Annotated in this window: 18 protein-coding genes and 1 tRNA gene; 16 read left to right on the top strand and 3 right to left on the bottom strand. The window is 71.3% G+C overall.

The features are described 5' to 3' along the window. On the bottom strand, positions 1–285 hold a 285-nt coding region (locus EXU48_RS12740; protein ID WP_133108011.1), incomplete at its 3' end, for a hypothetical protein. A 373-nt stretch (positions 286–658) separates the two neighbouring features. Here EXU48_RS12740 and EXU48_RS12735 point away from each other — a divergent pair. The 5 genes from EXU48_RS12735 to EXU48_RS12715 all read left to right on the top strand — a co-directional run bounded on the left by EXU48_RS12735 (position 659) and on the right by EXU48_RS12715 (position 8,821). Continuing rightward, complete coding sequence (locus EXU48_RS12735; protein ID WP_235856994.1) at positions 659–2,194, top strand: DUF7059 domain-containing protein; 1,536 nt, start codon at positions 659–661, stop codon at positions 2,192–2,194. Positions 2,195–2,523: 329 nt separating this feature from the next. Beyond that, a complete protein-coding gene (locus tag EXU48_RS12730; RefSeq protein WP_207947717.1) occupies positions 2,524–3,411 on the top strand; it encodes a phosphatase PAP2 family protein in 888 nt (295 codons plus the stop codon). Between the two features lie 305 nt (positions 3,412–3,716). Then, positions 3,717–6,413, top strand: coding sequence for a type I DNA topoisomerase (gene topA, locus EXU48_RS12725; RefSeq protein ID WP_133108009.1), 2,697 nt, complete (start codon positions 3,717–3,719; stop codon positions 6,411–6,413). 91 nt (positions 6,414–6,504) lie between these two features. Continuing rightward, complete coding sequence (locus EXU48_RS12720) at positions 6,505–7,521, top strand: Gfo/Idh/MocA family protein (protein WP_133108008.1); 1,017 nt, start codon at positions 6,505–6,507, stop codon at positions 7,519–7,521. 37 nt (positions 7,522–7,558) lie between these two features. Continuing rightward, positions 7,559–8,821, top strand: a complete 1,263-nt coding sequence (locus EXU48_RS12715) for a BadF/BadG/BcrA/BcrD ATPase family protein (protein WP_133108007.1) — start codon at positions 7,559–7,561, stop codon at positions 8,819–8,821. A gap of 1 nt (position 8,822) precedes the next feature. Here EXU48_RS12715 and EXU48_RS12710 read toward each other — a convergent pair whose 3' ends face one another. Continuing rightward, entirely contained in the window at positions 8,823–10,007 is a 1,185-nt protein-coding gene (locus EXU48_RS12710; protein ID WP_328591645.1) for a glycosyltransferase, read from the bottom strand. Positions 10,008–10,140: 133 nt separating this feature from the next. Here EXU48_RS12710 and tmk point away from each other — a divergent pair, with 133 nt between their 5' ends. From tmk to EXU48_RS12685, 5 genes are all read left to right on the top strand, one after another. Further along, positions 10,141–10,779, top strand: a complete 639-nt coding sequence (gene tmk, locus EXU48_RS12705; protein ID WP_407938733.1) for a dTMP kinase — start codon at positions 10,141–10,143, stop codon at positions 10,777–10,779. Continuing rightward, complete coding sequence (locus tag EXU48_RS12700; protein ID WP_133108004.1) at positions 10,776–11,912, top strand: DNA polymerase III subunit delta'; 1,137 nt, start codon at positions 10,776–10,778, stop codon at positions 11,910–11,912. Before tmk ends, EXU48_RS12700 begins: the two co-directional genes overlap by 4 nt. A gap of 204 nt (positions 11,913–12,116) precedes the next feature. Further along, positions 12,117–13,631 carry an alpha/beta hydrolase gene (locus EXU48_RS12695; protein WP_133108003.1) on the top strand — a complete coding sequence of 505 codons (1,515 nt, stop codon included), beginning with the start codon at positions 12,117–12,119 and terminating at the stop codon, positions 13,629–13,631. Between the two features lie 98 nt (positions 13,632–13,729). Next, a tRNA-Thr gene (locus tag EXU48_RS12690) sits at positions 13,730–13,802 on the top strand. Between the two features lie 152 nt (positions 13,803–13,954). Then, entirely contained in the window at positions 13,955–14,887 is a 933-nt protein-coding gene (locus EXU48_RS12685) for an alpha/beta fold hydrolase (protein WP_133108002.1), read from the top strand. Positions 14,888–14,941: 54 nt separating this feature from the next. Here EXU48_RS12685 and EXU48_RS12680 read toward each other — a convergent pair whose 3' ends face one another. Further along, on the bottom strand, positions 14,942–16,036 hold the full coding sequence (locus tag EXU48_RS12680) for a LacI family DNA-binding transcriptional regulator (RefSeq protein WP_133108001.1): 1,095 nt from the start codon (positions 16,034–16,036) through the stop codon (positions 14,942–14,944). Positions 16,037–16,160: 124 nt separating this feature from the next. Between EXU48_RS12680 and EXU48_RS12675 the strand changes: the two genes are divergently transcribed. The 6 genes from EXU48_RS12675 (at position 16,161) to EXU48_RS12650 (ending at position 23,417) form a co-directional block, all read left to right on the top strand. Then, positions 16,161–18,056, top strand: coding sequence for a glycoside hydrolase family 127 protein (locus EXU48_RS12675; RefSeq protein WP_207947716.1), 1,896 nt, complete (start codon positions 16,161–16,163; stop codon positions 18,054–18,056). Between the two features lie 82 nt (positions 18,057–18,138). After that, on the top strand, positions 18,139–19,152 hold the full coding sequence (locus EXU48_RS12670; protein WP_133108000.1) for an alcohol dehydrogenase catalytic domain-containing protein: 1,014 nt from the start codon (positions 18,139–18,141) through the stop codon (positions 19,150–19,152). After that, positions 19,149–20,138: a Gfo/Idh/MocA family protein gene (locus tag EXU48_RS12665; RefSeq protein ID WP_133107999.1), complete on the top strand. Its 990-nt coding sequence runs from the start codon at positions 19,149–19,151 to the stop codon at positions 20,136–20,138. Before EXU48_RS12670 ends, EXU48_RS12665 begins: the two co-directional genes overlap by 4 nt. Positions 20,139–20,191: 53 nt before the next feature. Continuing rightward, positions 20,192–21,562, top strand: coding sequence for an extracellular solute-binding protein (locus tag EXU48_RS12660; protein ID WP_133107998.1), 1,371 nt, complete (start codon positions 20,192–20,194; stop codon positions 21,560–21,562). After that, positions 21,559–22,515, top strand: a complete 957-nt coding sequence (locus EXU48_RS12655; protein ID WP_133107997.1) for a carbohydrate ABC transporter permease — start codon at positions 21,559–21,561, stop codon at positions 22,513–22,515. Before EXU48_RS12660 ends, EXU48_RS12655 begins: the two co-directional genes overlap by 4 nt. Next, a complete protein-coding gene (locus EXU48_RS12650; protein ID WP_165962797.1) occupies positions 22,512–23,417 on the top strand; it encodes a carbohydrate ABC transporter permease in 906 nt (301 codons plus the stop codon). The genes EXU48_RS12655 and EXU48_RS12650 overlap by 4 nt, the downstream gene beginning before the upstream one ends. The last annotated feature ends 67 nt before the right edge of the window (positions 23,418–23,484 follow it).

Here is a 23,484-nt window from a genome sequence, read left to right as displayed (position 1 = left end):
CTCGGCGCCCATCCAGTCCAGCACCGCACCGGTCAGGGCCTCGGTGACCCTGTGAGCGCGGGCCGCAGCCCCACCCAGGAACCTGGACCCGTACCGATCGGACTCCTCGACCGGATCGACAAGATTGATCGTCGCGGTCAACGCCTCCAACGCGACAAGCTGGTCCTCCAGGGAACCGGTCAGCAGCTCACTCAGGGGCAGATGCGCACGGGACGCGAGCGCCACACCCACACCCGACACACCACCGGCCCCGGTGCCGGTGCCGGTGGTTGTGGTGTCGTCCATGGATGCTCACCTCCCCGCGAGTGCCGATCAGGCTCGGACGGATGTTCGATCTGGTCCCACCCTAGAACACCCCACCGACAACGCCAGATCCCGGATTTCCCTTGTGGATACAAGGATTCCGGTGCACTCGTAAGTGGTCGTGATGGGTCGCGGATGGCGCCCGATGACTCCCTATCCACAGGTTCGGCGCCCGCCGCCCGACCTCGCGACAGGCGATGCTCGCGCTGCAGCACGGCCTCGCCCCGCTGCGAAGCACTCGCCGCTAGGCGCATGCTGCCGCGGACTTGAGGTGACCGATCTGTGGCGACCGATCTATGGCGACCGACCTGCAGCCAAATCGGTGACGACTCCATGCACCGTTACGATCACCGTCGTGACAGGCATCGGCGGTCCGGCCCACCAGATCGAACTGTTGCGAGCGGCTCTGGAGCGCAGCCACTACGACGTCGACACCCTCGCCGGGGTCCTCGGAGACGTCGCGATGTCCGCGATGTCGCGCGAGCAGGTCCTCCCGGCGATCCGAACGGCCCGCAGGACCGACGACCCGGCCGCCGTCCTGGCCCGGCTGTTCGTGCTCGGGGACGAGGTCACGGTCGCCGAGGCGAAGGGCGCGCTCGGCGCCCTCGGCGTGTCCGGCGCCGCCCGGCTCGGGCTGCTGGCCGCCTCGGGCGACGGACCGGGCGACCAGGTCAGGGCCCGGGTCGACCTGCGACCGGTCGACACCTCCGGTGGTGGCCTCTGGCTGGCCGCCGACCTCGGTGAGGCAACTACGGGCGCCGCGGTCGGGGCCGAGCACGTCCTCGGCATCGGCGGTGCCTCGCGCACCCTCGCCGAGCTCACCGTGCGCACGCCCGTCGCGCGGGCACTGGACCTGGGCACCGGCAGCGGCATCCAGGCGCTCAACCTGGCCGGCTTCGCCCAGACGGTGGTCGGCACGGACATCTCCCGCGCAGCCCTCGACTTCGCCGCGTTCAACGCCGCCCTGAACGGTTACACGATCGATCTGCGCCAGGGCTCGATGCTGGATCCGGTGGAGGGGGAGCAGTTCGACCTCGTGGTCTCCAACCCACCGTTCGTCATCACACCCCGCACCGAGTTCGAGGCGACCTCGGCTCTGGAGACCTACACCTATCGCGACGGCGGGCGCCGCGGCGACGATCTCGTGCGTGACCTGATCACGGGTGTGGGCCGGATCCTGGCGCCCGGCGGCACCAGCCAGTTCCTCGCCAACTGGGAGGTCCACCGCGGCGAGGGCATCTTCGACCGCGTCCAGCAGTGGCTCACCGACAGCGGACTCGACGGTTGGGTCATCCAGCGCGAGTACACCGACCCCGCCGAGTACGCCGAGACCTGGTTGCGCGACGGCGGCACCACACCCGACCGCGACCCTGAGGCCTGGCGGCGCGGCTACACCGCCTGGCTGGACGACTTCGAAGCCAGGGGAGTGGACGCCGTCGGGTTCGGCTATGTGACCCTGCACAGGCCCGAGCGGTCCACCGGGTCATGGCACCGGTGCGAGGAGATCACCGGCACGCTCGCGCCGACGCTGTGGCCCGCGATCGCGGCGACCCTGCGCGCCAAGGACCGACTCGCCGACCTCGACGACCACGAACTCGCCGACCAACGGCTGCACGTGGCCGGCGACGTCACCGAGGAGCGGCACTACACACCGGGTCAGGCCGACCCGCAGGTGATCGTGTTGCGCCAGGGCGGCGGGCTCGCGCGCACCGTGCGTGCCGACACGGCGCTGGCGGCCGTGGTCGGGGCGAGCGACGGCGAACTCACCGTCGGCCAGATCGCCGCGGGCGTGGCCGTGCTCACCGACACCCGCCCGGCCGACGTGCTCGCGGGCGTGCTGCCGGACGTCCGTGGTCTGGTCCTCGACGGCCTGGTCCTCCTGCCGGACTGAACCGTCGACGGCGGGGCGGGCCGATCGAGGTTCGTTCGCCCGGGGCTGGGGTGCTCGGGGGACGACGGCGGAGCGAGCCGGTCGAAGTCCGCTCGCCCAGCGTTGGGGTGCTCGGAGTTGACGACGCGCGCTTCGAGCGTGCGGCCGTGCCCCGGTCGACGCGGCCGTGCCAGGTCGGCAATTGGGTGCCCGAGACGCCGGATCGCGACACGGCCCGACGCCCGACGTCCGACCCCGTCCCGACGGATCTGCACACGAGCCTCACCTCCCGCGCGCACCTCGGCGCGGTTTCTCGCCACGCGCCGTGGTTACCGTGGAGTATGTCTGCTGTGACCACGGCCCCACCCCCGGCGCCGCTCGCCGAGCGTGGCAGGCGCGGGCTGACCGCCCCGTTGACCGCTGCGCTCGTGTCGGCGGCGGTACTCCTGGGCACCTGGTGGTTCTTCGTCACGACCCGGCTCGGGCAACTGATCGACGACGCCGCCCTCACCGGCGCGGACTTCGGGCGGATCACGCTGAGCCAGGTGATGCAGCCGATCCTGGACGTGGTCTCGGTGCCGTTCGTCGCCGGGGCGGTCCTCGCCGCCGTCGTGATCGCGGTGGTGCAGCGACGCTGGTCGATCGCTGGGGCGGCCGCGCTCCTGCTCGTCGGCGCGAACGTGACCACGCAGGTGCTCAAGGTGAGTCTGGACCGTCCCGACCTCGGCGTCACCCTGGCGCTGTCGAACTCGCTGCCGTCCGGGCACACCACGGTCGCGGCCTCGGTGGCCGCGACGGCCCTGCTGATCGCACCGCACCGCTGGCGTGGGCCGGTCGCCATCGGCGGCGCCGCCTACGCGGCCGCGACCGGCCTGGCCACGATGGTGGGCGGCTGGCACCGGCCGTCCGACGTGGTGGCCGCGTTCGCCGTCGCCGCCTTCTGGTACTTCATCATCGAGGCGGCCCGTTCGGTGCGCCGCCGGTCGCTGCCCCGTGGCTACCGTGGCGCGCCCCCGGCGAACGCGCTCACGCTGCTCAGCGCCGTCGCCGCGGCCACCGGGCTGGTGGGCGTCGGGATCGGCGTGTTCACGGCCCTCAACGTGCCGGTCGAAACCCGCGGCGGGGAGGTGCTCGCGTACGTCGGCTCCTGCTTCTCGGTGATCGCGGCCTCCTCGGTGGCCACGCTCGCGATGCTCGCGATGCGCCCGCACCACAGGGCGGAGTCGGCGGGCTCGTAGTCGGCGCCCGAGCACGGTCGCGGGCGGGGCCACCGCCGGACGGGATCGACGTCGCGAGGGGGACGCGATCCGGCACCCCCGGCCACGGGAGGTACCCTCGTCCCAGCGGCGGTACCGCGCTCACCCGCGGGTGAGTGGTCAAGGTGCGTGATGTGACGATCCGACCAGCGGGCAACGGGCCCAGCAGGGCCCTGCCGGGTGAGGATCCGCGACGATTCGCCGAAGGACGATGTACCGTCGAGCCGCAGTGTCCCCCGATCCGCGCCCCGGAACCGACGAGCGCGAACTCCAGAAGGAAGGTCCGTGTGACCACACCCCAACGCAGGCTGGTCATCGTCGAGTCCCCGGCGAAGGCTCGCACCATCGCCGGCTACCTGGGGTCCGACTTCGACGTCGAGGCCAGCGTGGGTCACATCCGGGACCTGGCGCAGCCCTCCGAGCTGCCCGCCGAGATGAAGAAGGGGCCGTACAAGAAGTTCGCGATCGACGTGGACAACGGGTTCGACCCCTACTACGTGGTGGACGCGGACAAGAAGAAGAAGGTCGCCGAGCTCAAGAAGCTCCTGAAGGGCGCCGACGAGCTCTACCTCGCCACCGATGAGGACCGCGAGGGCGAAGCCATCGCCTGGCACCTGCTCGAGGTCCTCGAGCCGAAGGTCCCGGTCAAGCGGATGGTGTTCCACGAGATCACCCGCGAGGCGATCCAGCGCGCCCTGGAGACCACTCGGGACCTGGACACCCGGCTCGTCGACGCCCAGGAGACCCGGCGCCTGCTCGACCGGCTGTACGGGTACGAGGTGTCCCCGGTGCTGTGGCGCAAGGTCCGCCAGGGCCTGAGCGCGGGCCGGGTGCAGTCCGTGGCCACCCGCTTGGTGGTCGAGCGCGAGCGGGAGCGGATGGCGTTCCGCAGCGCGGAGTACTGGGACATCAAGGGCACGTTCACGGGCGGCCGTGGGCAGACCGCCGGCACCTCGTTCGGGGCCCGGCTGGTGGCCGTCGACGGCGCCCGCGTGGCCACCGGGAAGGACTTCGGTGACGACGGGGTGCTTCGCACCCGCGCCGCCGTGCAGCTCACCGAGGCCGACGCGCGCGGCCTGGTCACCGCGCTCGAGGGCTGCCAGGTGCAGGTGCGCTCCGTCGAGGAGAAGCCCTACACCCGGCGCCCTGCGGCACCGTTCACCACCTCCACGCTGCAGCAGGAGGCCTCCCGCAAGCTCCGGATGAACTCCCGGCAGGCGATGCGCACGGCGCAGACCCTGTATGAGAACGGGTACATCACGTACATGCGGACCGACTCCTCGGCGCTGTCCGGACAGGCCGTCGCGGCCGCCCGCAAGCAGGCGACCGAGCTGTACGGCGCCGAGTACATCCCGGCCAAGCCACGGGTGTACGCGACGACGTCCAAGGGTGCGCAGGAGGCCCACGAGGCGATCCGCCCCGCCGGTGACTCCTTCCGCACCCCCGCCCAGGTCTCCCGCGAGCTCTCCGGAGACCAGTTCCGCCTGTACGAACTGATCTGGAAGCGCACCGTCGCCTCGCAGATGGCGGACGCCAAGGGGTCGACGGCGTCCATCCGCCTGGGCACGACGGCGTCCGATGGGCGCGACGCCGAGTTCGCGGCGTCCGGCACGGTCATCACGTTCCGCGGGTTCCTCGCCGCGTACGAGGAGGGCCGCGACGTCGAGCGCTACGAGGACCGCGACGCCAAGGACGCCCGGCTGCCGGACCTGCAGGTCGGTGACGGCGTCACCACCGAGGAACTGGTCGCGGACGGTCACGAGACCTCGCCGCCGCCCCGGTACACCGAGGCGAGCCTGGTCAAGGCGCTCGAGGAGCGTGGCATCGGTCGGCCGTCGACGTACGCGGCCACGATCGGCGTGATCACCGACCGCGGCTACGTGTTGCGCCGCGGTCAGGCCCTGGTGCCGAGCTGGCTCGCCTTCTCCGTGGTGCGCCTGCTCGAGGAGCACTTCCCGCGGCTCGTCGACTACGACTTCACCGCCGCCATGGAGTCCGACCTGGACCGGATCGCCGCGGGCGAGGCGGACCGGGTGGACTGGCTGACCGGCTTCTACTTCGGCCACGACGGCGAGGAGGGGCTCAAGGACCAGGTCGAGGACCTCGGGGAGATCGACGCACGGGAGATCAACTCGATCCCCCTCGGCAACGACATCGTGCTGCGGGTCGGCCGGTACGGCCCCTACATCGAGGCCCCGCCCGAGACCGGGGGCGGCGAGGCCAGGCGCGCGACCGTCCCGGACGACATCGCCCCGGACGAGCTCACCCTCGCCAGGGCCACCGACCTCCTCGAGTCCGGTGGCGACGGCGACCGGGAGCTCGGCACCGACCCCGAGAGCGGCCACCAGATCGTGGCCCGGTCCGGCCGCTACGGCCCGTACGTGACCGAAGTGCTGCCCGAGTCGGCCGAGGACGGGGCTCCGAAGAAGGGCGCCAAGAAGGCGGCCAAGCCGAAGCCGCGGACGTCGTCGCTGTTCAAGGACATGGACCTGAACACCGTCGACCTGGACACGGCTCTGAAACTGCTGTCGCTGCCCCGCGTCGTCGGCACGGACCCGGAGTCCGGCGCCGAGATCACGGCCCAGAACGGCCGGTACGGGCCCTACCTGAAGAAGGGCACCGACTCCCGCTCCCTCGCGACCGAGGACCAGATCTTCGATGTCACCCTCGAGCAGGCGCTGGAGATCTACGCCCAGCCCAAGCGCGGCCGCGGGGCCACCGCTGCCCCGCCGCTCAAGGAGTTCGGCGAGGACCCGGTCTCCGGTAAGCCCGTCGTGGTCAAGGACGGCAGGTTCGGCGCGTACGTCACCGACGGCACCACGAACGCGACCCTGCGCAAGGACGACCCGGTCGAGTCCCTGACCGCCGAGCGTGCCTACGAACTCATCGCCGAGAAGCGGGCGAAGGGCCCGGCGAAGAAGCCCGCCCGGCGGGTGACCACGACCCGCAAGGCGCCCGCGAAGAAGACGACTGCCAAGAAGTAGCCCCGTCCTCGGCGCGGGGCCCCAGCAACGGGGCCCCCGCCGTCGGGCACGGCACCTCCCGTCGGCGCGAGCGGCGCCCTAGGGTGTGTGCGTGAGCACCCTCGATACCGGACCCGTCCCCGTCTCCGCCCCCGGACTGCGCTGGGGCATCCTGGGCCCCGGGGGTATCGCCCGGAAGTTCGCCGCGGAGATCCCCGCGCACACGGCGTCGTCCGTGGTCGCGGTCGGCTCGCGGGACGCCGGGCGGGCCCGGGCGTTCGCCGACGAGTTCGAGATCCCGACGGCGTACGGCGGCTACGCGGACCTCGTCGCCGACGCGGGGGTCGAGGCGGTCTACATCGCCTCACCGCACTCGGCCCACCTCGAGCACGCCCTGCTCGCGCTCGAGGCCGGCAAGCACGTGCTGGTGGAGAAGTCGATCACCCGCAACGCCGCCGAGGCACGCAGCCTGTTCGCGGCCGCGGCCGAGCGCGGACTGTTCGCCATGGAGGCGATGTGGACCCGGTTCCTGCCGCACATGATCGCCGTGCATGAGGTCCTGGATGCCGGCGAGATCGGCGAGGTGGTCAGCGTGGTCGCCGAGCACGGGCAGGACATGCGCGCCCTGGGCGACGACCACCGGATGAAGAACCCGGACCTGGCCGGCGGCGCCATGCTCGACCTGACCGTCTACCCGGTCTCCTTCGCCCACGACATCCTCGGGGCACCCGAGCAGGTCACCGCCGTCGGCACCCTGACCTCGACCGGGGTGGACGAGACCGAGGCGATCACCCTGCGGACCGGTTCCGGCGCGGTCGCACTGCTGCACGCGACGATGCGCTCGGCCACGGCGAACGCCGCGACCATCAACGGCACCGACGGGCGGATCGAGATCGCCGGCACGTTCTACGCGCCGACGACCGTCACCGTGCGGCCCCGGCACGGCGAGGCGCGCAGCTTCACGCCCGAGGTGAGCGCCGGGTTCGCCTACCAGGCCGCCGAGGTCGCACGCCGGGTGCACGCCGGCGAGACGTTCTCCCCGCGGCACGATCCGGAGGGGACCATCGCCGTGATGGCGACGATGGACGAGGCACGACGCCAGCTCGGGGTGGTCCTGCCCGGTGAGTGAGCCGGACCGCCGGGGGCTGGAGCCGGCACCGGGAGCAATGCGTGTGATCGTCGGGGCGGACGTCGGCGGCACCTCCAGCAAGGTCGCCGTGGGGCTCGCCGACGGGCCGGTGCTGAGTTACGCGACCGGCCCCGGTGGGAACATCCGCAGCTCGCCGGGCTCGGTGCGGGCCAACCTCGCGCAGACCCTCACCGCGGCCCTCGCCGCGGCCGCCGATCGCGATCGCAGGGTGGCCGCGCTCACCGCTCGGTCCGGCCGGCCGGGCGGCCGCGGCGGATCCCTGGCCGTGGTTGTCGGTGCGGGTCCGGTCGCCGCCGGGGCGGCCGACGGCGGCCGCGGACTCGCGGATGCGGACGCTGCGGGCATCGAGGTCGCCGGGTTGGTCGGCATGGCCGGCGCGGGCACCGGCGCCGACCCGGTGCCGGACGCGCTCGAGGCCGTGCGTGGCGCGTGGGCGGACGCCGGTCTGCCGGGCGAGCCGTGGCTGCGTGGCGACCTGGCGATCGCCTACGCGGCAGCAGCGCAGGCGCCCGACGGGCTGCTGCTGCTCTCCGGTACCGGCGCCGTCGCGGCTCGGGTCCAGGTGCCCGGCAGTGCGATCGCGGGCGGCGACACATGGGCCGGTCTCGAGGTCGCGGCCCGCTGCGACGGGATGGGCTGGATCCTCGGCGACCTCGGCTCAGGGGTCTGGATCGGGCTGGCCGGGCTCCGGGCCGCGGCCGCCGACCTGGACGGACGAGGCCCGGCGACCGCGCTCACCACCGCGATCCTCGACTGGGCCGGGGTACCCGGTGGCCCGGAGGCGCGCCAAGGGCTCATCGTGGCCGTGCACGCGATGGCGCCGTCCCAGTACGGGTCCGTCGCGCCGCTCGTGGCGGGCCTGGCCGCCTCCGGCGATCGGGTCGCGTCCGCGATCGTCGATGAGGCCGTCACCGCACTGGTGTCGGCCGCGCAGGTCGTCGCCGGGTCTGCGCCGTCCGAGGCCGGCCCCGGATCGGCCGGCGGCGGCGCCGATCCGGCGGGTCACCCCGGTCCCACCGGACCGGATGGTGCCGCTCCGGCTCCGGCCGAGATCGTGCTGGCCGGATCCCTGCTCACGACCGCCGGGCCGGTCCGGGACGGGGTCCGAGCGGCTCTGACGGCCCGGTTCGGGTTGCCGCAGGGTGTCGAGGTTGCGCTTCGTGACGCCGAGGTACCGGTGGTCGGGGGCCTCCGGCTGGCCGCGGCGGAGGCCGGCTGGCCCGTGGGCGATCCGGCCGTCCTCGCGGATGCGGTGCGCGCCGTCGCGCCGCGGCGCTGAGCTAGCCGGCCGTGCGCGAGTCAGCAATCTGTTCGATCTCCGGCACGAGCGTCGCGGCCTCGGGAAGGGCGGCGATCTCGGCCGCCAACTCCCGCGCGCGCGTTCCGATCCGGTCGTCGGCCAGTACACGCGTCACCGCCTCTGCGAGCTGCGTGACGCCCGCAGGCCCGTCGTCGACCCGGACACCGGCGCCCACCGCTGCGACCCGGTCGGCGTTCAGGCGCTGGTCGGTGGCGAACAGCGGCATGAGCACCTGCGGCACCCCGGCGGACAACGCGGACATGGTGGTGCCGAACCCGCCGTGGCCCACGACGGCCGCCGCGAGCGGCATCACGTCGTCCTGCGGCCAGAACGTCTCGACGTGGGCGTTCGCGGGCCACGGCGTCGCGACCTCCAGTCCCCCGGCGTGACCCGTGGTCATCAGCACCCGGACGGGCAGGTCCGCCAGTGCCGCCAGTGCGGCGTCGAACAGTTCGGATAGATGGCCGAGGCCCGCCGCGACGGTCCCGAAGGAGACGTAGACCAGCGGATCCGTGGGCTCGCCCCAGGCCGCCGGCAGGCGTCCGGCACGCTGATCCGTGCCGGCTCGGTAGCGCGTGATCGGGCGGCTGCCCCGACCGGGGGCGGGGTCAGGATCGTCGAGGCTCGCAGGTACCATCGTGAGGGCCGGCGCGGATCGCAGGGCGGCGTGCAGCCGACCCTCAGCAAGCCCTGCAAGCGAGTCCAGTTCGGCCAGCGGCTCACGGAGGTGGCCGGCGGCCCAGGTCATCGTCACGGCGAGTCCGATCGAGACCTCGACGTGCGGAATGCCACGGGCCTCGGCAGCCGCCAGCGATCCCAACTCCATCGGCTCGCGCAGGACGACGTCCGGTCGCCACTCCTCGACCGCGGTACGGATGCCGGGCAGTGCGTACTGCGCGTCGAGGCGGCCGAAGATCTCGCGCACCACGGTCTCGTTGGCCTGGTCGAAGCTCAATGTGGGCAACGCTGCCATCACGGGGCCGATCCGCTCCGGTGGCACATCCGGGAACGGGGCATGTGCCAGTCCGGCTCGGGCCACCGCGCGTGCGAAGGACGCCGGTGCGGATACCACTACCTCATGGCCGGTTTCGATGCAGGCGCGAGCCACGCGCGCGAGCGGACCGAAGTGGCCGTCGCCGGCAGTCGTCGAACACAACACCCGCATGACGCATCTTCGCACTGCGAGGCCGCGCGAACCAGAGCCGCGGGGGCCGGTCGCAGCCCGGGGACGACCGGCCCGGTGCTGCGGTGGTGGGCGTCGGTCCGCACCGTCGGTGGGCGTGGTTAGGCTGCAGGGCGTGAGCGGACTCTTCATCTCCTTCGAGGGCGGCGACGGCGCCGGCAAGTCGACCCAGCTGGGTCTGCTCGCCGACTCCCTGGCGGCCGGGGGCCACCGGGAGGTGGTGCGCACCCGCGAGCCCGGTGGCACCGAACTCGGGCGCACGCTCCGGGACCTGCTGCTGCACGGGGCGGACCTGGACCCGCGCACCGAGGCGCTGCTGTTCGCGGCAGACCGCGCCTACCACGTGGCCTCCCTGATCCGCCCGGCGCTCGCACGCGGGGCGGCGGTGCTCACCGACCGTTACCTCGACTCCTCCGTGGCCTACCAGGCCGGCGGGCGGACCCTGCCCGCCGAGGACGTGGAGCGGCTCTCCCTCTGGGCCACCGATGCGCTGCTGCCGGACCTGACCGTGCTGCTCGATCTCGATCCGGCCCGGCTGTCCGAACGGCTCACGGACGCGCCGGACCGGCTCGAGCGGGCCGGGTCCGAGTTCCACGCCCGCACCCGGCAGGCGTTCCTCGACCGGGCCGCCGCAGACCCGGGCCGCTGGCTGGTGCTCGACGCCACCCGTGCGCGCGAGGACCTCGCCGCCGCGATCCGCGCCCGGGTCGACGCGCTGCTCGCGAACCAGGTGACCGCGGGGCAGCAGCGGTGAGCGTCTGGGACGCCCTGGTCGGGCAGCCGGAGGCGGTGGCCGTGCTCAGCGAGGCGGTCCGGCGCCCCGAGGCGATGACGCACGCCTGGCTGATCACCGGTCCACCCGGCTCGGGCCGATCCGTGGCCGCGCGCGCGTTCGCCGCGGCCCTGCAGGACCCCGACGATGCCGACGGCACCTCCCACGAGACGCAGACCGCGCTCGCGGGCACCCATGCCGACGTCACCGTGCTGGCCACCGAGAAGGTCGTCATCAGCATCGACGAGGCCCGGAACCTGGTCGGCCTGTCCCAGCGTGCACCGTCCCAGGGCCGCTGGCGGGTGATCATCGTCGAGGACGCCGACCGCATGGTCGAGCGCACCTCGAACGTGCTGCTCAAGGCGATCGAGGAGCCGCCGCCGCGGACGGTCTGGGTGCTCTGCGCCCCCAGCCCGCAGGACGTGCTCGTCACGATCCGGTCGCGGTGCCGGCTGGTGAACCTGCGGGTGCCGCCGGCCCAGGCGGTCGCGGATCTGCTCGTGGCCAGCGACGGTGTCGACCCGGCGCTGGCCCTGGAGTGCGCGCTCGCCGCGCAGAGCCACATCGGGATGGCCCGCCGGCTCGCCGCGAACCCCAAGGCCCGCGACTACCGGGCGAAGGTACTCGCGATCCCGGCGACGATCCGGGGGGTCGGGGACGCGATCCTGGCCGCCGGAACCCTGGTGGACGAGGCCACCGAGGAGAGCAAGGTCGCGACCGCGGAGCGGGACGCGGCGGAGAAGGCCGAACTGCTGCGCAACCTCGGCGCGGACCAGGGCGGCACCATCCCGCCGGCGCTGCGGGCCCAGGTGCGCCAGCTGGAGGAGGAACAGAAGCGGCGGGCCCGGCGCGCGCTCATCGACGTGCTGGACCGCGCGATGGTGGACCTGCTCTCGTTCTACCGGGATGTCCTGGTGGTCCAGCTCGGCAGCGACCAGGTCCTGATGAACCGGGCCGCCGAGCCGGCCGTGCGGGAGATGGCAGGCGCGTCGGCACCCGAGCAGTCGCTGCAACGGATGCAGGCCGTCGGGGTGGCGCGCACCCGGATCGCGGCCGGCGCGGCGCCGTTGCTGGCCATCGAGGCGATGACGGTCGCGCTGCGACCGCAGAACTGACGACCACCCCTCAGGGGTGGAACCGGTTCGGAACGGGCGGCGCCGGGCGGTGGGAGTCTGCGCCGGCCCGTCCGCGGAGCGTCGCACCGCGCGGACCGGACCCACCGCGAGCCCTCGCACCCGCGCGGACCCGACCTGCGCCGTCGGGCAGTTCTGTCCCTTGCCCGGCACGGAGACCTCGGTCTGCTTGGTTAGGCTGCGTTCGTGCCTACCCCGCCCCGCCGTCTCTGGTCCGCCGTCGCCGCCGTGTTCGCCGGCGTCGCCCTGCTCGCGGGCTGTGCCGCGCCGGCGCCGCTCGTGCAGCCGCCGGCCGCTGGCGGGGCACCGGCGCCCGAGGGGCTCGAGGAGTTCTACAGCCAGCAGCCCGAGTGGGCCGAGTGCGACTCGAACTACCGGTGCGCGGACATCGAGGTGCCGCTCGACTACGAGGACCCCGGCGGGGAGCGCATCACCATCGCGGTCAAGGTGTTCGCGGCCGTCGGGGAGCCGATGGGCTCGCTGTTCGTCAACCCGGGCGGGCCCGGCGGGTCCGGCATCGAGATGGTCGAGTCGATCGACGCCTACCTGGGCTCGGACATCCTGCGGAACTACGACGTGGTCGGGTTCGACCCGCGTGGGGTGGGGCAGTCGACGGCGGTGCGCTGCTACGACTCCGCGCAGCTCGAGGAGTGGTACGGCACCGAGTTCGACGTCGAGACCGACGCCGGCTTCCAGGCCTTCGTCGACGGCAGCACCGCCTACGGTGAGGCCTGTGCCGAGAACACCGGCCCGCTGATCGGGCACGTGGACACGATCAGCGCCACCCGGGACCTGGACGTACTGCGCGCCGTCGTGGGGGAGGCGCAGCTGACCTACCTCGGCTTCTCCTACGGCACCTTCCTCGGGGCCCACTACGCGGAGCTGTTCCCGGAGAATGTCGGGCGCCTGGTGCTCGACGGTGCGGTCGACCCCGCGCTCGGCTACGGCGAGATCGTCCGCGGCCAGACCGCGGGCTTCGACCTGGCCTACCGCTCGTTCGTCGAGGACTGCCAGGCCGGGACCGACTGCCCGCTGACCGGCGACGTCGAGTCCGGGATCGACCAGACCGTCGCCATCCTCGAACAGCTCGCCGACACCCCGGTCGCCAGCGGTGACCCCGACCGTCCCGCGAACGACGCCGACCTGATGAACTCGATCATCGTGTCGCTCTACAACCCGGCCTCGTGGCCCACTCTCAGCAGCGCGATCGCCGCGCTCCAGGACGGCGACGGCTCCCAGGTGCGGTTCCTGTCCGACTACGCGCTCGACCGCGACGAGGACGGCAACTACCCCGAGGACCAGGGAGCGTTCCGGGCCATCGACTGCCTCGACTACCCGGTCGAGGTGGACCGGGACGCGATGCGTGCCGAGGCCGAGGAGCTCACCGAGATCTCCCGGCTGTTCGGCCCGTACAACGGGTACGGCGAGGTCGGCTGCGGCACCATGCCGGTGCAGTCCACCGCCGTCCGGGAGCCGATCGCCGCGGAGGGCACCCCGCCGATCCTCGTGATCGGGACCACCCGGGACCCGGCCACGCCGTACGAGTGGGCCGAGTCGATGGCGGATCAGCTGTCCTCCGGCGTCCTGCTGACCTACGACGGCGACGGGCACACCGCCTACGGTGCGGGCAGCTGCATCGACGACGCCGTGGACGACTTCCTCGTCGAGGGCACGGTGCCCGACGACGGCCTGTCCTGCTGACCACTGCCGGGCCGGTGGCACGACGTGGCCGTTTTGGCGAACGCCGACGGCGGCAGGTACAGTGGGCGCGCCCCGCGGCTCCACCCGCGCGGGCATCCGCCGCCTTAGCTCAGTCGGCAGAGCGTCTCACTCGTAATGAGAAGGTCCAGGGTTCGATTCCCTGAGGCGGCTCCGGCCAAGCGGCCCCGGGCACCGATCTTGGTCGGTGCCCGGGGCCGTCTTCGTGCCGCGGGGGGACACCTTGACATCGGGCCAGGATGATGGGATTTTCCTCACACCGGGCGGTCGCCGTGCGCTCGTTTCGGCGACTGACGGGAGCCCACATGCGCGCAAATCCCGAGAGGGCGAGTTATCGTCACCGCGCGCGACGGCATCCGCGGCGGCCCGCCTCCGGCCTGACCGACACGTGGACCACGGTCGACGGGGTCGACGTGTTCTATCGCACGTCGCGCAATGCCGAGGGCGCGCCGGTGATGACGCACCTGCACGGATTCGGGCTCTCCGGCCGCTATCTGCTGCCGACCGCCGAACTGCTCTCCGACGAGTTCCTCACCTATGTGCCGGATCTGCCCGGCTTCGGGCGCAGCGGACGCCCCAGTCGTCCGTTCGACGTGCCCGATCTGGCTCACGCTGCGGCCGGCTTCCTCGACGACCGAGGCGTCACGTCGACCACGCTGGTGGGCAATTCGATGGGGTGCCCCGTCATCTGCGAGTTCGCGCATCGGTACCCCGAGCGCCTGGATCGCGCCGTTCTGGTCTCGCCTGCCGGCGGCATCGCGAACCAGCCGCTGCGACGCGCGATCGGGCAGCTCACGAGGGACGGCGGACGGGAGCCGGCCAGGATGCTCGGCGTGGCGACACCGGACTATCTGCGTTTCGGCGTGCCGAGCACGATCCGACTGTTCCGGGCCCTCACCCGGTACCCGACGCTCGAGCGGCTGCTCGAACTGACCATCCCGACGCTGGTGGTGCTCGGCGACCGCGACCCGCTGCTGCCGGGTCCGGCGCGCGTCCAGGAGGTCGCCGCGCAGACCGACAACCATGTGCTCGTGGTCCTCATCCAGGGTGCCGCGCACGCGATCAACTTCAGCCACCCGGGTGAGCTCGCCCACGCCATCAGGCTGTTCATGAGGGATGAGCCCATCGTCGACGACCCGGACTCACCCGGAACCGCGTCGGTCTACGAGATCCACCGGGGCACGCTGCACCCGCCCGCGAAGCCGAAGCCGGACGGCGGAGGGACGCCGGGCGGGTGACGTCGCGGATCGAGATCGGCGGCGTCCCGGACGCCAGCCCGAACCGGCTCGGCGTCAGACCGCGCCCGTGGCATCGGTCGAGCCGCGGATGACCAGATGTGGGGCGACACGCTCGACGCCGGAGTGCGGGCGGCCCGCGATCGCGTCGAGGAGCCGCTCGGCGGCGATCCGGCCGACCTCGGACAGGCCGGTGTCCACGGTCGTGAGCGGGGGGCGGGCGCCGGTCGCGACGATCTCCCAGTTGTCGGTGCCGATGAGCGCGACATCGCGCGGCACGTGCCGGCCGAGTTCGCGCATGCTGTCGCCGACGCCGCGGGCGACGAGGTCGCTGCCACAGTAGATCGCGTCGACCTCGGGGTGGGCACGCAGCAGCATCTGCCCGGCCTGCCGCCCCCACTCCTCGCCCCAGCCGCCGTAGAACGTGGGCGCGACCAGCGCGGCGCCGGCGTCGGTGAGCGCGTCGAGCAGGCCACCGGCCCGCTCGCGGGCCGCGTCGAAGTGCTCGGGGCCGGTCACGTGTGCGATCCGGGTGCGCCCCATCCGCAGGAAGTGCTCGCCGGCGATCCGCCCCGCGGCGGCGTCGTCCACGACGATCGAGCAGTCGGCCGGATCGGCCGACGGTGTGAGCGCGTAGACCACGGGTGTCCCGGGCTCGACGTTGAGCGGCTGCCGCACGTTCGAGCTGCGGCCGGTCACGATGAAGCCGTCGACCCGCCGCCCCTGCAGCACGTCGATGTAGTGCTTCTCGCGGATCGGGTCGTCGCGACTGTCGCACAGGAAGACCGAGATCCGGCCGGCGCCCAGTGCATCCTCCGCGCCGAGCATGACCGGGACGCTGAACCGCTCGAAGCTGTCGGTCGTGATCATCCCGACCGTGTAGCTGCGCCGCTCGAACACGCTGCGTGCGAGCTCGTTCGGCTTGAACCCGGTCTCCGCGGCCGCGGCGAGGATGCGCTGGCGGGTCTCGGTGCTGATCTGTCCGGTCCCGTTCAGGGCCTTGGAGACTGTTCCTGGGGACACGCCAGCTCGTGCCGCGACATCACGGATCGTCGTGCGGCGGTGCGGTTCGGCCACGTCGTACCTCTCTGTTTCCGGAAACTCTAGCCCCTCCTGCGCCGGTCGCGGATCAGGCGCGACTCCCCGTCCCATCGCATATGCGGAAATTTCGGAAACATGTTGCGCTTGTTGCCGTGGTCGTGCCAGAGTGTGCGTCACGGCCCGCTGGAGGGCCGCAGCCGTCCGCCGAAGCACGCAATTTCTCACCGGGAGCACCGTGTCCGTTCAGTCCGACCTGACCATCACGACCGTCGATGCCCAGGGCGTCGGAGGGGGACCGGTCCAACCCCGAGCCACCACGGTGCTGACGCCGCTGGGCTTCGCCGACGTCCGGCTGACGGACGGTTTCCTCGGTCGGCTCCAGCAGGAGAACGCCACCACCTCGATCGTTCGCGGGCAGCAGCACCTCGATGGTCAGCAGGCCTGGACGAACTTCGCGAACGCGGCCGACGGTACAGCCGGCCGGCCGTACCACGGGCCGGTGTTCGAGGACGGCGAGGCGTTCAAGTGGTTGGAGGCGACCGCCTGGGAGCACGGCCGCTCCGATGACGAGCAACTGGCCGGGTGGCTCGAGCGCTATATCGAACTGGTCGCCTCGGCCCAGGCGCCCGACGGCTACCTTTCCACGTTCAACCAGATCGCCGGCAAGCGGGATCGCTACGAATGGATCTCCTACGACCACGAGATCTTCAACATGGCGACGATGATCCAGGCGGCCGTCGCGCGCTACCGGGCCTCGGGGTCGCCCGACCTGCTCGAGGTGGCCCGCAGGGCGGCCGACCACCTCGACGCCACCTTCGGCTTCGACAAGCGCCGCGAGACCTGCGGTCACCCGCTCGTGGAGATGGCGCTGGTCGAGCTCTACCGGGTGACCGGCCAGCGCCGGTACCTCGACCTCGCGTCCTACTTCGTCGAGGTGCGCGGTCACGGCACGCTGACCGACCCCACCTGGCAGGGATGGACGTCCGTCTACTTCAGCGACCGGATACCGGTTCGCGACACGGTCTACCCGGAGGGTCACGCCGTCCGAGCCGTCTACCTCGCAGCGGGTGCCACAGACGTCGCGGTCGAGACCGGCGACGTGGACCTCTTCGCCGCCGTGCGCCGTCAGTGGGACAACATGGTCGAGGCGAAGATGTACGTCAACGGCAGTCTCGGCGCACGCTGGGAGGGTGAGGCCTTCGGTGATCCGTATGAGCTGCCGTCCGACCGGGGGTACGGCGAGACCTGCGCGGCGATCGCCAGCATCCAGTGGAGCTGGCGGCTGCTCCTGGCGACGGGCGAGGCCAAGTACGCCGACCTCATCGAACGGCAGCTCTACAACGCCGTGCTCTCGGGGGTGACGCTCGACGGTGACCGGTACTTCTACGTCAACACACTCCAGGTGCGCGAGGGTGCGATCCCCTACGACGACCGGATGGGTGCGGCCGGCCGGCAGGAGTGGTTCGGCTGTTCGTGCTGCCCCACCAACCTGATGCGCACGCTCGCGTCCTGGCACCACTATGTCGCGACGTCGACGGAGTCCGGGCTGCAGATCCACCAGTACGGCACGGCCACGGTCCGCGGTGGTGGCCTGCAGGTGCGGATGGTCTCGGACTATCCCTGGCGGGGCGACCTCGAGTTCATCGTCGATGACGCCCCCGGGGCCGAGGTCGAGCTCAGCCTCAGGGTGCCCGGGTGGGCCGCGGGTGCCACGCTCGAGGTGGTGGGGGACCCGGTGCCCGTCGCGCCGGGTGAGTACGCCCGGGTGCGGAGGACCTGGCGCGCCGGTGATGTGGTGCGGCTGGTGCTGCCGATGGCGCCACGGGCCACGCAAGGGCATCACCGGGTCGATGCCGTCCGCGGAAGCGTCGCGATCGAGCGCGGTCCGCTCGTCTACGCGATCGAGCACGTCGACCAGGACGCCGGTCTACGGGTCGATGACGTCGCGCTGACCTCGACCGACCTGTCCGAGGAGTGGCGCGACGACCTGTTCGGCGGCATCCCGGTCGTCACGGCACCCGCGCGCAACCTGCCCGACGGTGACGTCGGCCGGGTGGTCGCCGTCCCGTACTTCATGTGGGCCAACCGCGAGATCGGACCCATGAAGGTCTGGCTGCCGATGGACGCCTGACCCACCCTCGACGTCCACCCACGCAACGGCGGCCCGACCAGGGTCGGCCGGCGGATCGCGACACCCTGGAAGGGGACCCCGAGTGAGCATCACCGCGCCTGCACCCCACTTCGACGGAGCCGGTCGCATCCGTGTCGCCGATCATGTCTACCGCGATCCCGGACCCGGCGAACTTCGGGTCCGGATCGGGGCGAACGCGATCTGCGGCACCGACCGCAAGGAGTACCTGGAGGGTGTCGACATCGTCCCGGGCCACGAGGCCGCCGGGGTCGTGGAGGCCGCCGGGCCCGCAACCACGGTGCCGATCGGGACCCGCGGTGCGATCTACCTCATGGACTACTGCGGCCAGTGCCGCTCCTGCGCGGTCGGGGCCACCAACCAGTGCTCGGCCAAGCGACAGGACGTGGGACAGACGTCCGACGGCGGGTACGGGCCGTTCGCGATCGTGCACGAGACGAACTTCTTCCCGGTGACCGAGGACGTCTCCCTCGTCGCCGCGACCATGCTGTTGGACGTCATGGGGACGAGCACCCACGCCCTGCGGCGGGCCGAGCTGGTGCGCGCGGACACGCAGAGCGTCCTGGTCGTGGGGGCCGGTCCGATCGGTCTCGGACTGGTCGCGATGACGAAGGTCCGATACGGCCACGACTTCCCGGTCTACGTGAGCGACGTCAGCGAGTTCCGCCTCGACCTGGCCGACCGGCTTGGCGCGCGGCCCGTCGACGCCCGCGACGAGGCCGGCATTCTCGCCCTGCAGCCGGATGTCGCGTTCGACTCGTCCGGGAGGACGGTCGCCCGTGAGACCGCGCTGCGGTCCCTGAGCCAGCGCGGCGCACTCATCTGCGTCGGCCACGGCGAAGGCCTCGGCATCGACGTCTCGCGTGACCTGATCGCCCCCGAGCGTGCGGTGCTCGGCAGCGAGTACTTCCGGTACGACGAGATGCCGCAGAACCTGCAAGCCCTGCGCGACAACCTCGACTACCTGTCCGCGATCGTGACCCACACCGTCGACGTGACCGAACTGCCGGCGGCCTTCGAGCTGTTCCTGTCCGGACGAAGCGGCAAGGTCGTCGTCACCCAGCAGGTGCCCGCGTGAGCGCGCTCAAGGTGGCGGTCGTGGGCGCCGGAACCTGGGGCACCCAGCACGCACGGATCTTCGCCGGCCGCCCGGACACCGAACTCGTCGCGGTCGTGGGTCGCGACCCGGGACGCGTCACCCGCCGTGCGGATGAATTCGACACCCACGCCTACACCGACCTCGACCGCATGCTGGAGCGGGAGCGCCCCGACCTCGTCACCGTGTGCCTGCCCAACGAGGGACATTTCGAGGTCACCCGGCAACTGGTGGACGCGGGCGTCGACCTGCTGGTCGAGAAGCCGCTCGTGTTCGACCTCGGTGAGGCGGACACGTTGCTCGACGCGGCGGAGGCGTCGGGCAGCTTCTTCGCGATCAACTTCAACCACCGGTACGCCGAGCCCGTGCAGCGCGCGAAAGCCGCGATCGACGCCGGCGAGCTGGGGCGGCTGGTCTTCGTCACCTGGCGGTTCGGAGGTGAGGCCAACCACGGCACCTCGCGGCACGCCAACCTCATCGAGACCCAGTGCCACGGCTTCGACATGATCGAGCACCTCGCCGGTCCGGTGGTGTCCGTCGCGGCCCAGATGACCGACGCCACGTACGGCGACTACAGCACGATCGCGCTGGCGCTGGAACTCGCCGACGGCGTGGTCGCCACCATGCTGGGCAGCTACGACACCTCCTACGCCTATCCGGACAGCCAGCTCGTCGAGGTCAACGGGACCGACGGCCGCCTGACGATCCACGACACCGTCCGTCGTCTCGAGGTCGCCCGAGCCGGGAACGCGGAGCGCCGCGTCTGGGAGGCGGGCTACTTCGACGACGAGGCGCGTCGCTTCCACGGGACGTTCGACCGACACGTCGAGCACCTGCTCTCGGCGCTGCGCGCCGGCGACCCACCACCGATCCACGCACGTGCCGGGCGCCGTGCACTCGAGCTGGCCCACGCGGCGATCGCATCCTTCGAGACCGGGCGGCGCGTGCCGGTCGCCACAACCTCCTGACGCTCGTCAGGAAGATCCCACCCCTCGCACACCCACCCGCAAGGAGCCCGACAATGAAGCCGATCTTCCTCAACCGCCGAGACGTGCTCCGTCTCGGCGGCGTCGCCGCGCTGGGAACCGCCGTCGGCGGCTCCCTCGTCGCCTGCAGCTCAGGCGGCCCCAAGATGCAGTACATGTTCTGGGGGTCGACCGCGGAACAGGAGGCGGTCGAGGGCATGCTCTCCAGCTTCCAGACCACGCTGCCCGAGGACGTCGACCTGACGGTCGAGCCGCTGTACACGCCGGACGACTACGACACCAAGCTCAACGCCCTGATCGCGTCCGACCGGATGCCCGACGTCGCCTACATCAACAACCCGATGGCCTACCGGCTGGCCGAACAGGACAGGTTGCTCGACCTCGCCCCGTACTTCGACGACTATCCGGGCATCGGCGAGCGGCTCCCGGAGGCGTACAACTACTGGAGCGAGACCCAGACCTTCGGCACACCGGCCGCACTCGAGATCATGTGCCTGTTCACCAACAAGAAGGCCTTCTCCGAAGCCGGGATCGAACTGCCGCCGGTCACGGCCGACGGTGCCTGGAACTGGGACGCGTTCGTCGAGGCGGCGTACCGGCTCACCGTGGACCAGAGCGGGCGCCGACCCGACGAGGACGGGTTCGACACCACCCAGGTGGCCCGGTTCGGGACGTTGGCGAACATGTGGTCGGCCGCCTGGTACGGGCTGCTGCTGAGCAACGGCGTCGACGTCGTCGACGAGTCCGGCACGACCACCCTGCTCAACAGCCCGGAGGCGGTGGAGGTGCTGCAGAACCTGGTCGACCTCATGCACGTGCACCGGGTGGCCCCCTCACCCACACAGCTCGGTAACAATGCGCCGTCGACCGCGGCGCAACTCGCCTCCGATCGCCTCGGGATGGCGATCGACGGGCAGTGGGCGCTGCTGGACATCAGCGGGGCCGACTTCGAGTACGGCATCGGGGTGCTCCCGAGTTACGGAACACCCTCGACGGCGTCGATGGGTGGCGCGATCGGCATCTCCACGGAGACCGAGCATCTCGACGAGGCGCTGGAGCTGTACACCTACCAGTCCGACCCGTCGGTGGTCAGCCTGTTCTCGTCAGGGCTGTGGATGCCGGTCGAGGAGAAGTACTACACCGACGACGACCTCGTGAAGGTCTGGATCGACAACGACGCGCACCCCGAGGAGTACCGCACCGCGGTCGTGGACTACGCGGTCTCGAGCTCCACGCGGTACTTCGCCGAGAGGATGAAGAACTACGAGGACATCGACAAGGTGATCTCGCCCGCGATGGAACGCATCCAGACCGGCGAGGAAGACGTCCAGACCGTGATGGACGAGGTCGCCGGCCAGCTCAACGACGGGATGCTGCAGGGCTTCTACCCGAACCCGCGGGTATGAGCACGGCGACGGCGGACCCGGTCACCGAGGCGACCACCCCGCCCCGACCAGCAGGGCGGCGTCGCAGTCGGATGGGCCGCGCCGAGGCACGGTGGGGAGTCCTGTTCGCGATGCCGGCGATCCTCGGCTTCCTGATCTTCACGATCGGGCCGATGGTGGCGTCCTTCATCTTCAGCCTGACCGACTGGACCGTAGGAGCGGCGCCGAACTTCATCGGCCTGGGCAACTACCAGGCGATGGTCGACGACCCACTGTTCTGGAAGTCGCTCGGGGTCACCACCTACTACACCCTCGCCGCGGTCCCGATCGCCCTGGTGGTCGGATTCGTCGTGGCGATGCTGGTCAACGCCGGCTGGCGGCGGCAGTCGATGTGGCGCACGATCTACTACCTGCCGACACTCGTGCCCGCGGTCGCCAGCGCGGTCCTGTGGATCTGGATCTTCAACCCGGACTCCGGGCTCTTCAACTCGGTGCTGCGGGCGCTGGGACTGCCGACGTCGAACTGGATCTACGCCGAGTCCACGGCGGTGCCCTCGCTCATCATCATGAGCACGTGGGGCTTCGGGAACGCGATGGTGATCTTCCTCGCCGGGCTGCAGGGGGTTCCACGGCACCTCTATGAGGCAGTCGCACTCGACGGCGGTGGTGCGTGGGCGAAGTTCCGGCACGTCACGCTGCCGTTCATGACGCCGGTGATCTTCTACAACCTGGTGACCGGCGTGATCGGCACGTTCCAGGTGTTCAACCAGGCCTACATCATGACGAGCGGTGGCCCGAACAACGCGACGCTGTTCTACATCTACTACCTGTACACCCAGGCGTTCACGGACAGCCAGATGGGATACGCGAGCGCCCTGGCCTGGGTGCTGTTCCTCATCGTGCTCGTCATCACGGCGCTGCTGTTCCGCAACGCCCGGAGCTGGGTCTACTACGAAGCGGGAGGTGCGCGATGAGTTCCTCGATGCGATCCGTGCTGAGCGTCGGACGCCGACGTCGGCGCACCGGCGACCAGGTCACGGGTGGGCGGCCCCTGACGCGAGCGATGATGTTCCTGATCCTCGCGTTCGGCGCGGCGGCGATGCTGATGCCATTCGTCTGGCTGGTCCGCAGCGCCCTGATGACGGACGCCCAGATCTTCATCAATCCACCCCAGTGGATCCCGAACCCGGTCGCGTGGGAGAACTTTCCCGACGCGCTGACCGCGCAGCCGTTCGTGCGCTACTTCCTCAACACGATGATCATCGAGGTGCTCGTCGTCACCGGGACGGTGCTGACCTGCTCGCTGACCGCCTTCAGCTTCGCGCGACTTCGGTGGCGCGGTCGCAACCTGGTGTTCGGGTTGCTCTTGACCGGCGTGATGCTGCCGTACGCCGTCACCCTCATCCCGACGTTCGTGGGCTGGGCCGCGCTCGGTGCCCTGGACACCTTCATCCCGCTGACGCTGCCGGCGTGGTTCGCCGGCGCTGGCGGCGGTGTCTTCAACATCTTCCTGATCCGGCAGTTCTTCCTCACCATCCCCTACGAGATGGATGAGGCCGCCTACATCGACGGTGCGAACCCGTGGCAGGTGTTCACGCGGATCGTGATGCCGCTGTCGAAACCCGTGATCGTGGTCGTCACGATCTTCACCTTCATCGGGGTCTGGAACGACTTCCTGGGCCCGTTGTTGTACCTGACCGACAGCGACAACTTCACGCTGGCCCTCGGGCTCGCGACGTTCCAGAGCACCTATACCGCACAGTGGGGTCTGCTGATGGCGGCATCGCTCGTGGTGATCCTCCCGATCGTCTTGCTGTTCTTCGTGCTGCAGCGCTACTTCGTCGAGGGCGTGACGCTCACCGGGATCAAGGGCTGACCGGACCGAGGGAGCGTCCGCGCGAGGCGGCCGGCAGGTCCGAGCCCGTCGCCGCGGCGTGGTTTGA

The organism is Occultella glacieicola (assembly GCF_004353825.1).
GTDB classification, from domain to species: Bacteria; Actinomycetota; Actinomycetes; order Actinomycetales; family Beutenbergiaceae; genus Occultella; species Occultella glacieicola.
Note: the sequence above shows the minus strand (reverse complement) of the source record. Positions and strands in the feature narration are given on the sequence as shown.

What these genes read in the sequence shown, in the direction of transcription:
- EXU48_RS12715 (WP_133108007.1), top strand. Translation starts at nt 7,559, where the DNA reads ATGCGTGTGATCGTCGGGGCGGACGTCGGCGGCACCTCCAGCAAGGTC.
- EXU48_RS12710 (WP_328591645.1), bottom strand. Translation starts at nt 10,007, where the DNA reads ATGCGGGTGTTGTGTTCGACGACTGCCGGCGACGGCCACTTCGGTCCG.
- EXU48_RS12685 (WP_133108002.1), top strand. Translation starts at nt 13,955, where the DNA reads ATGCGCGCAAATCCCGAGAGGGCGAGTTATCGTCACCGCGCGCGACGG.
- EXU48_RS12680 (WP_133108001.1), bottom strand. Translation starts at nt 16,036, where the DNA reads ATGGGACGGGGAGTCGCGCCTGATCCGCGACCGGCGCAGGAGGGGCTA.
- EXU48_RS12660 (WP_133107998.1), top strand. Translation starts at nt 20,192, where the DNA reads ATGAAGCCGATCTTCCTCAACCGCCGAGACGTGCTCCGTCTCGGCGGC.
- EXU48_RS12655 (WP_133107997.1), top strand. Translation starts at nt 21,559, where the DNA reads ATGAGCACGGCGACGGCGGACCCGGTCACCGAGGCGACCACCCCGCCC.
- EXU48_RS12650 (WP_165962797.1), top strand. Translation starts at nt 22,512, where the DNA reads ATGAGTTCCTCGATGCGATCCGTGCTGAGCGTCGGACGCCGACGTCGG.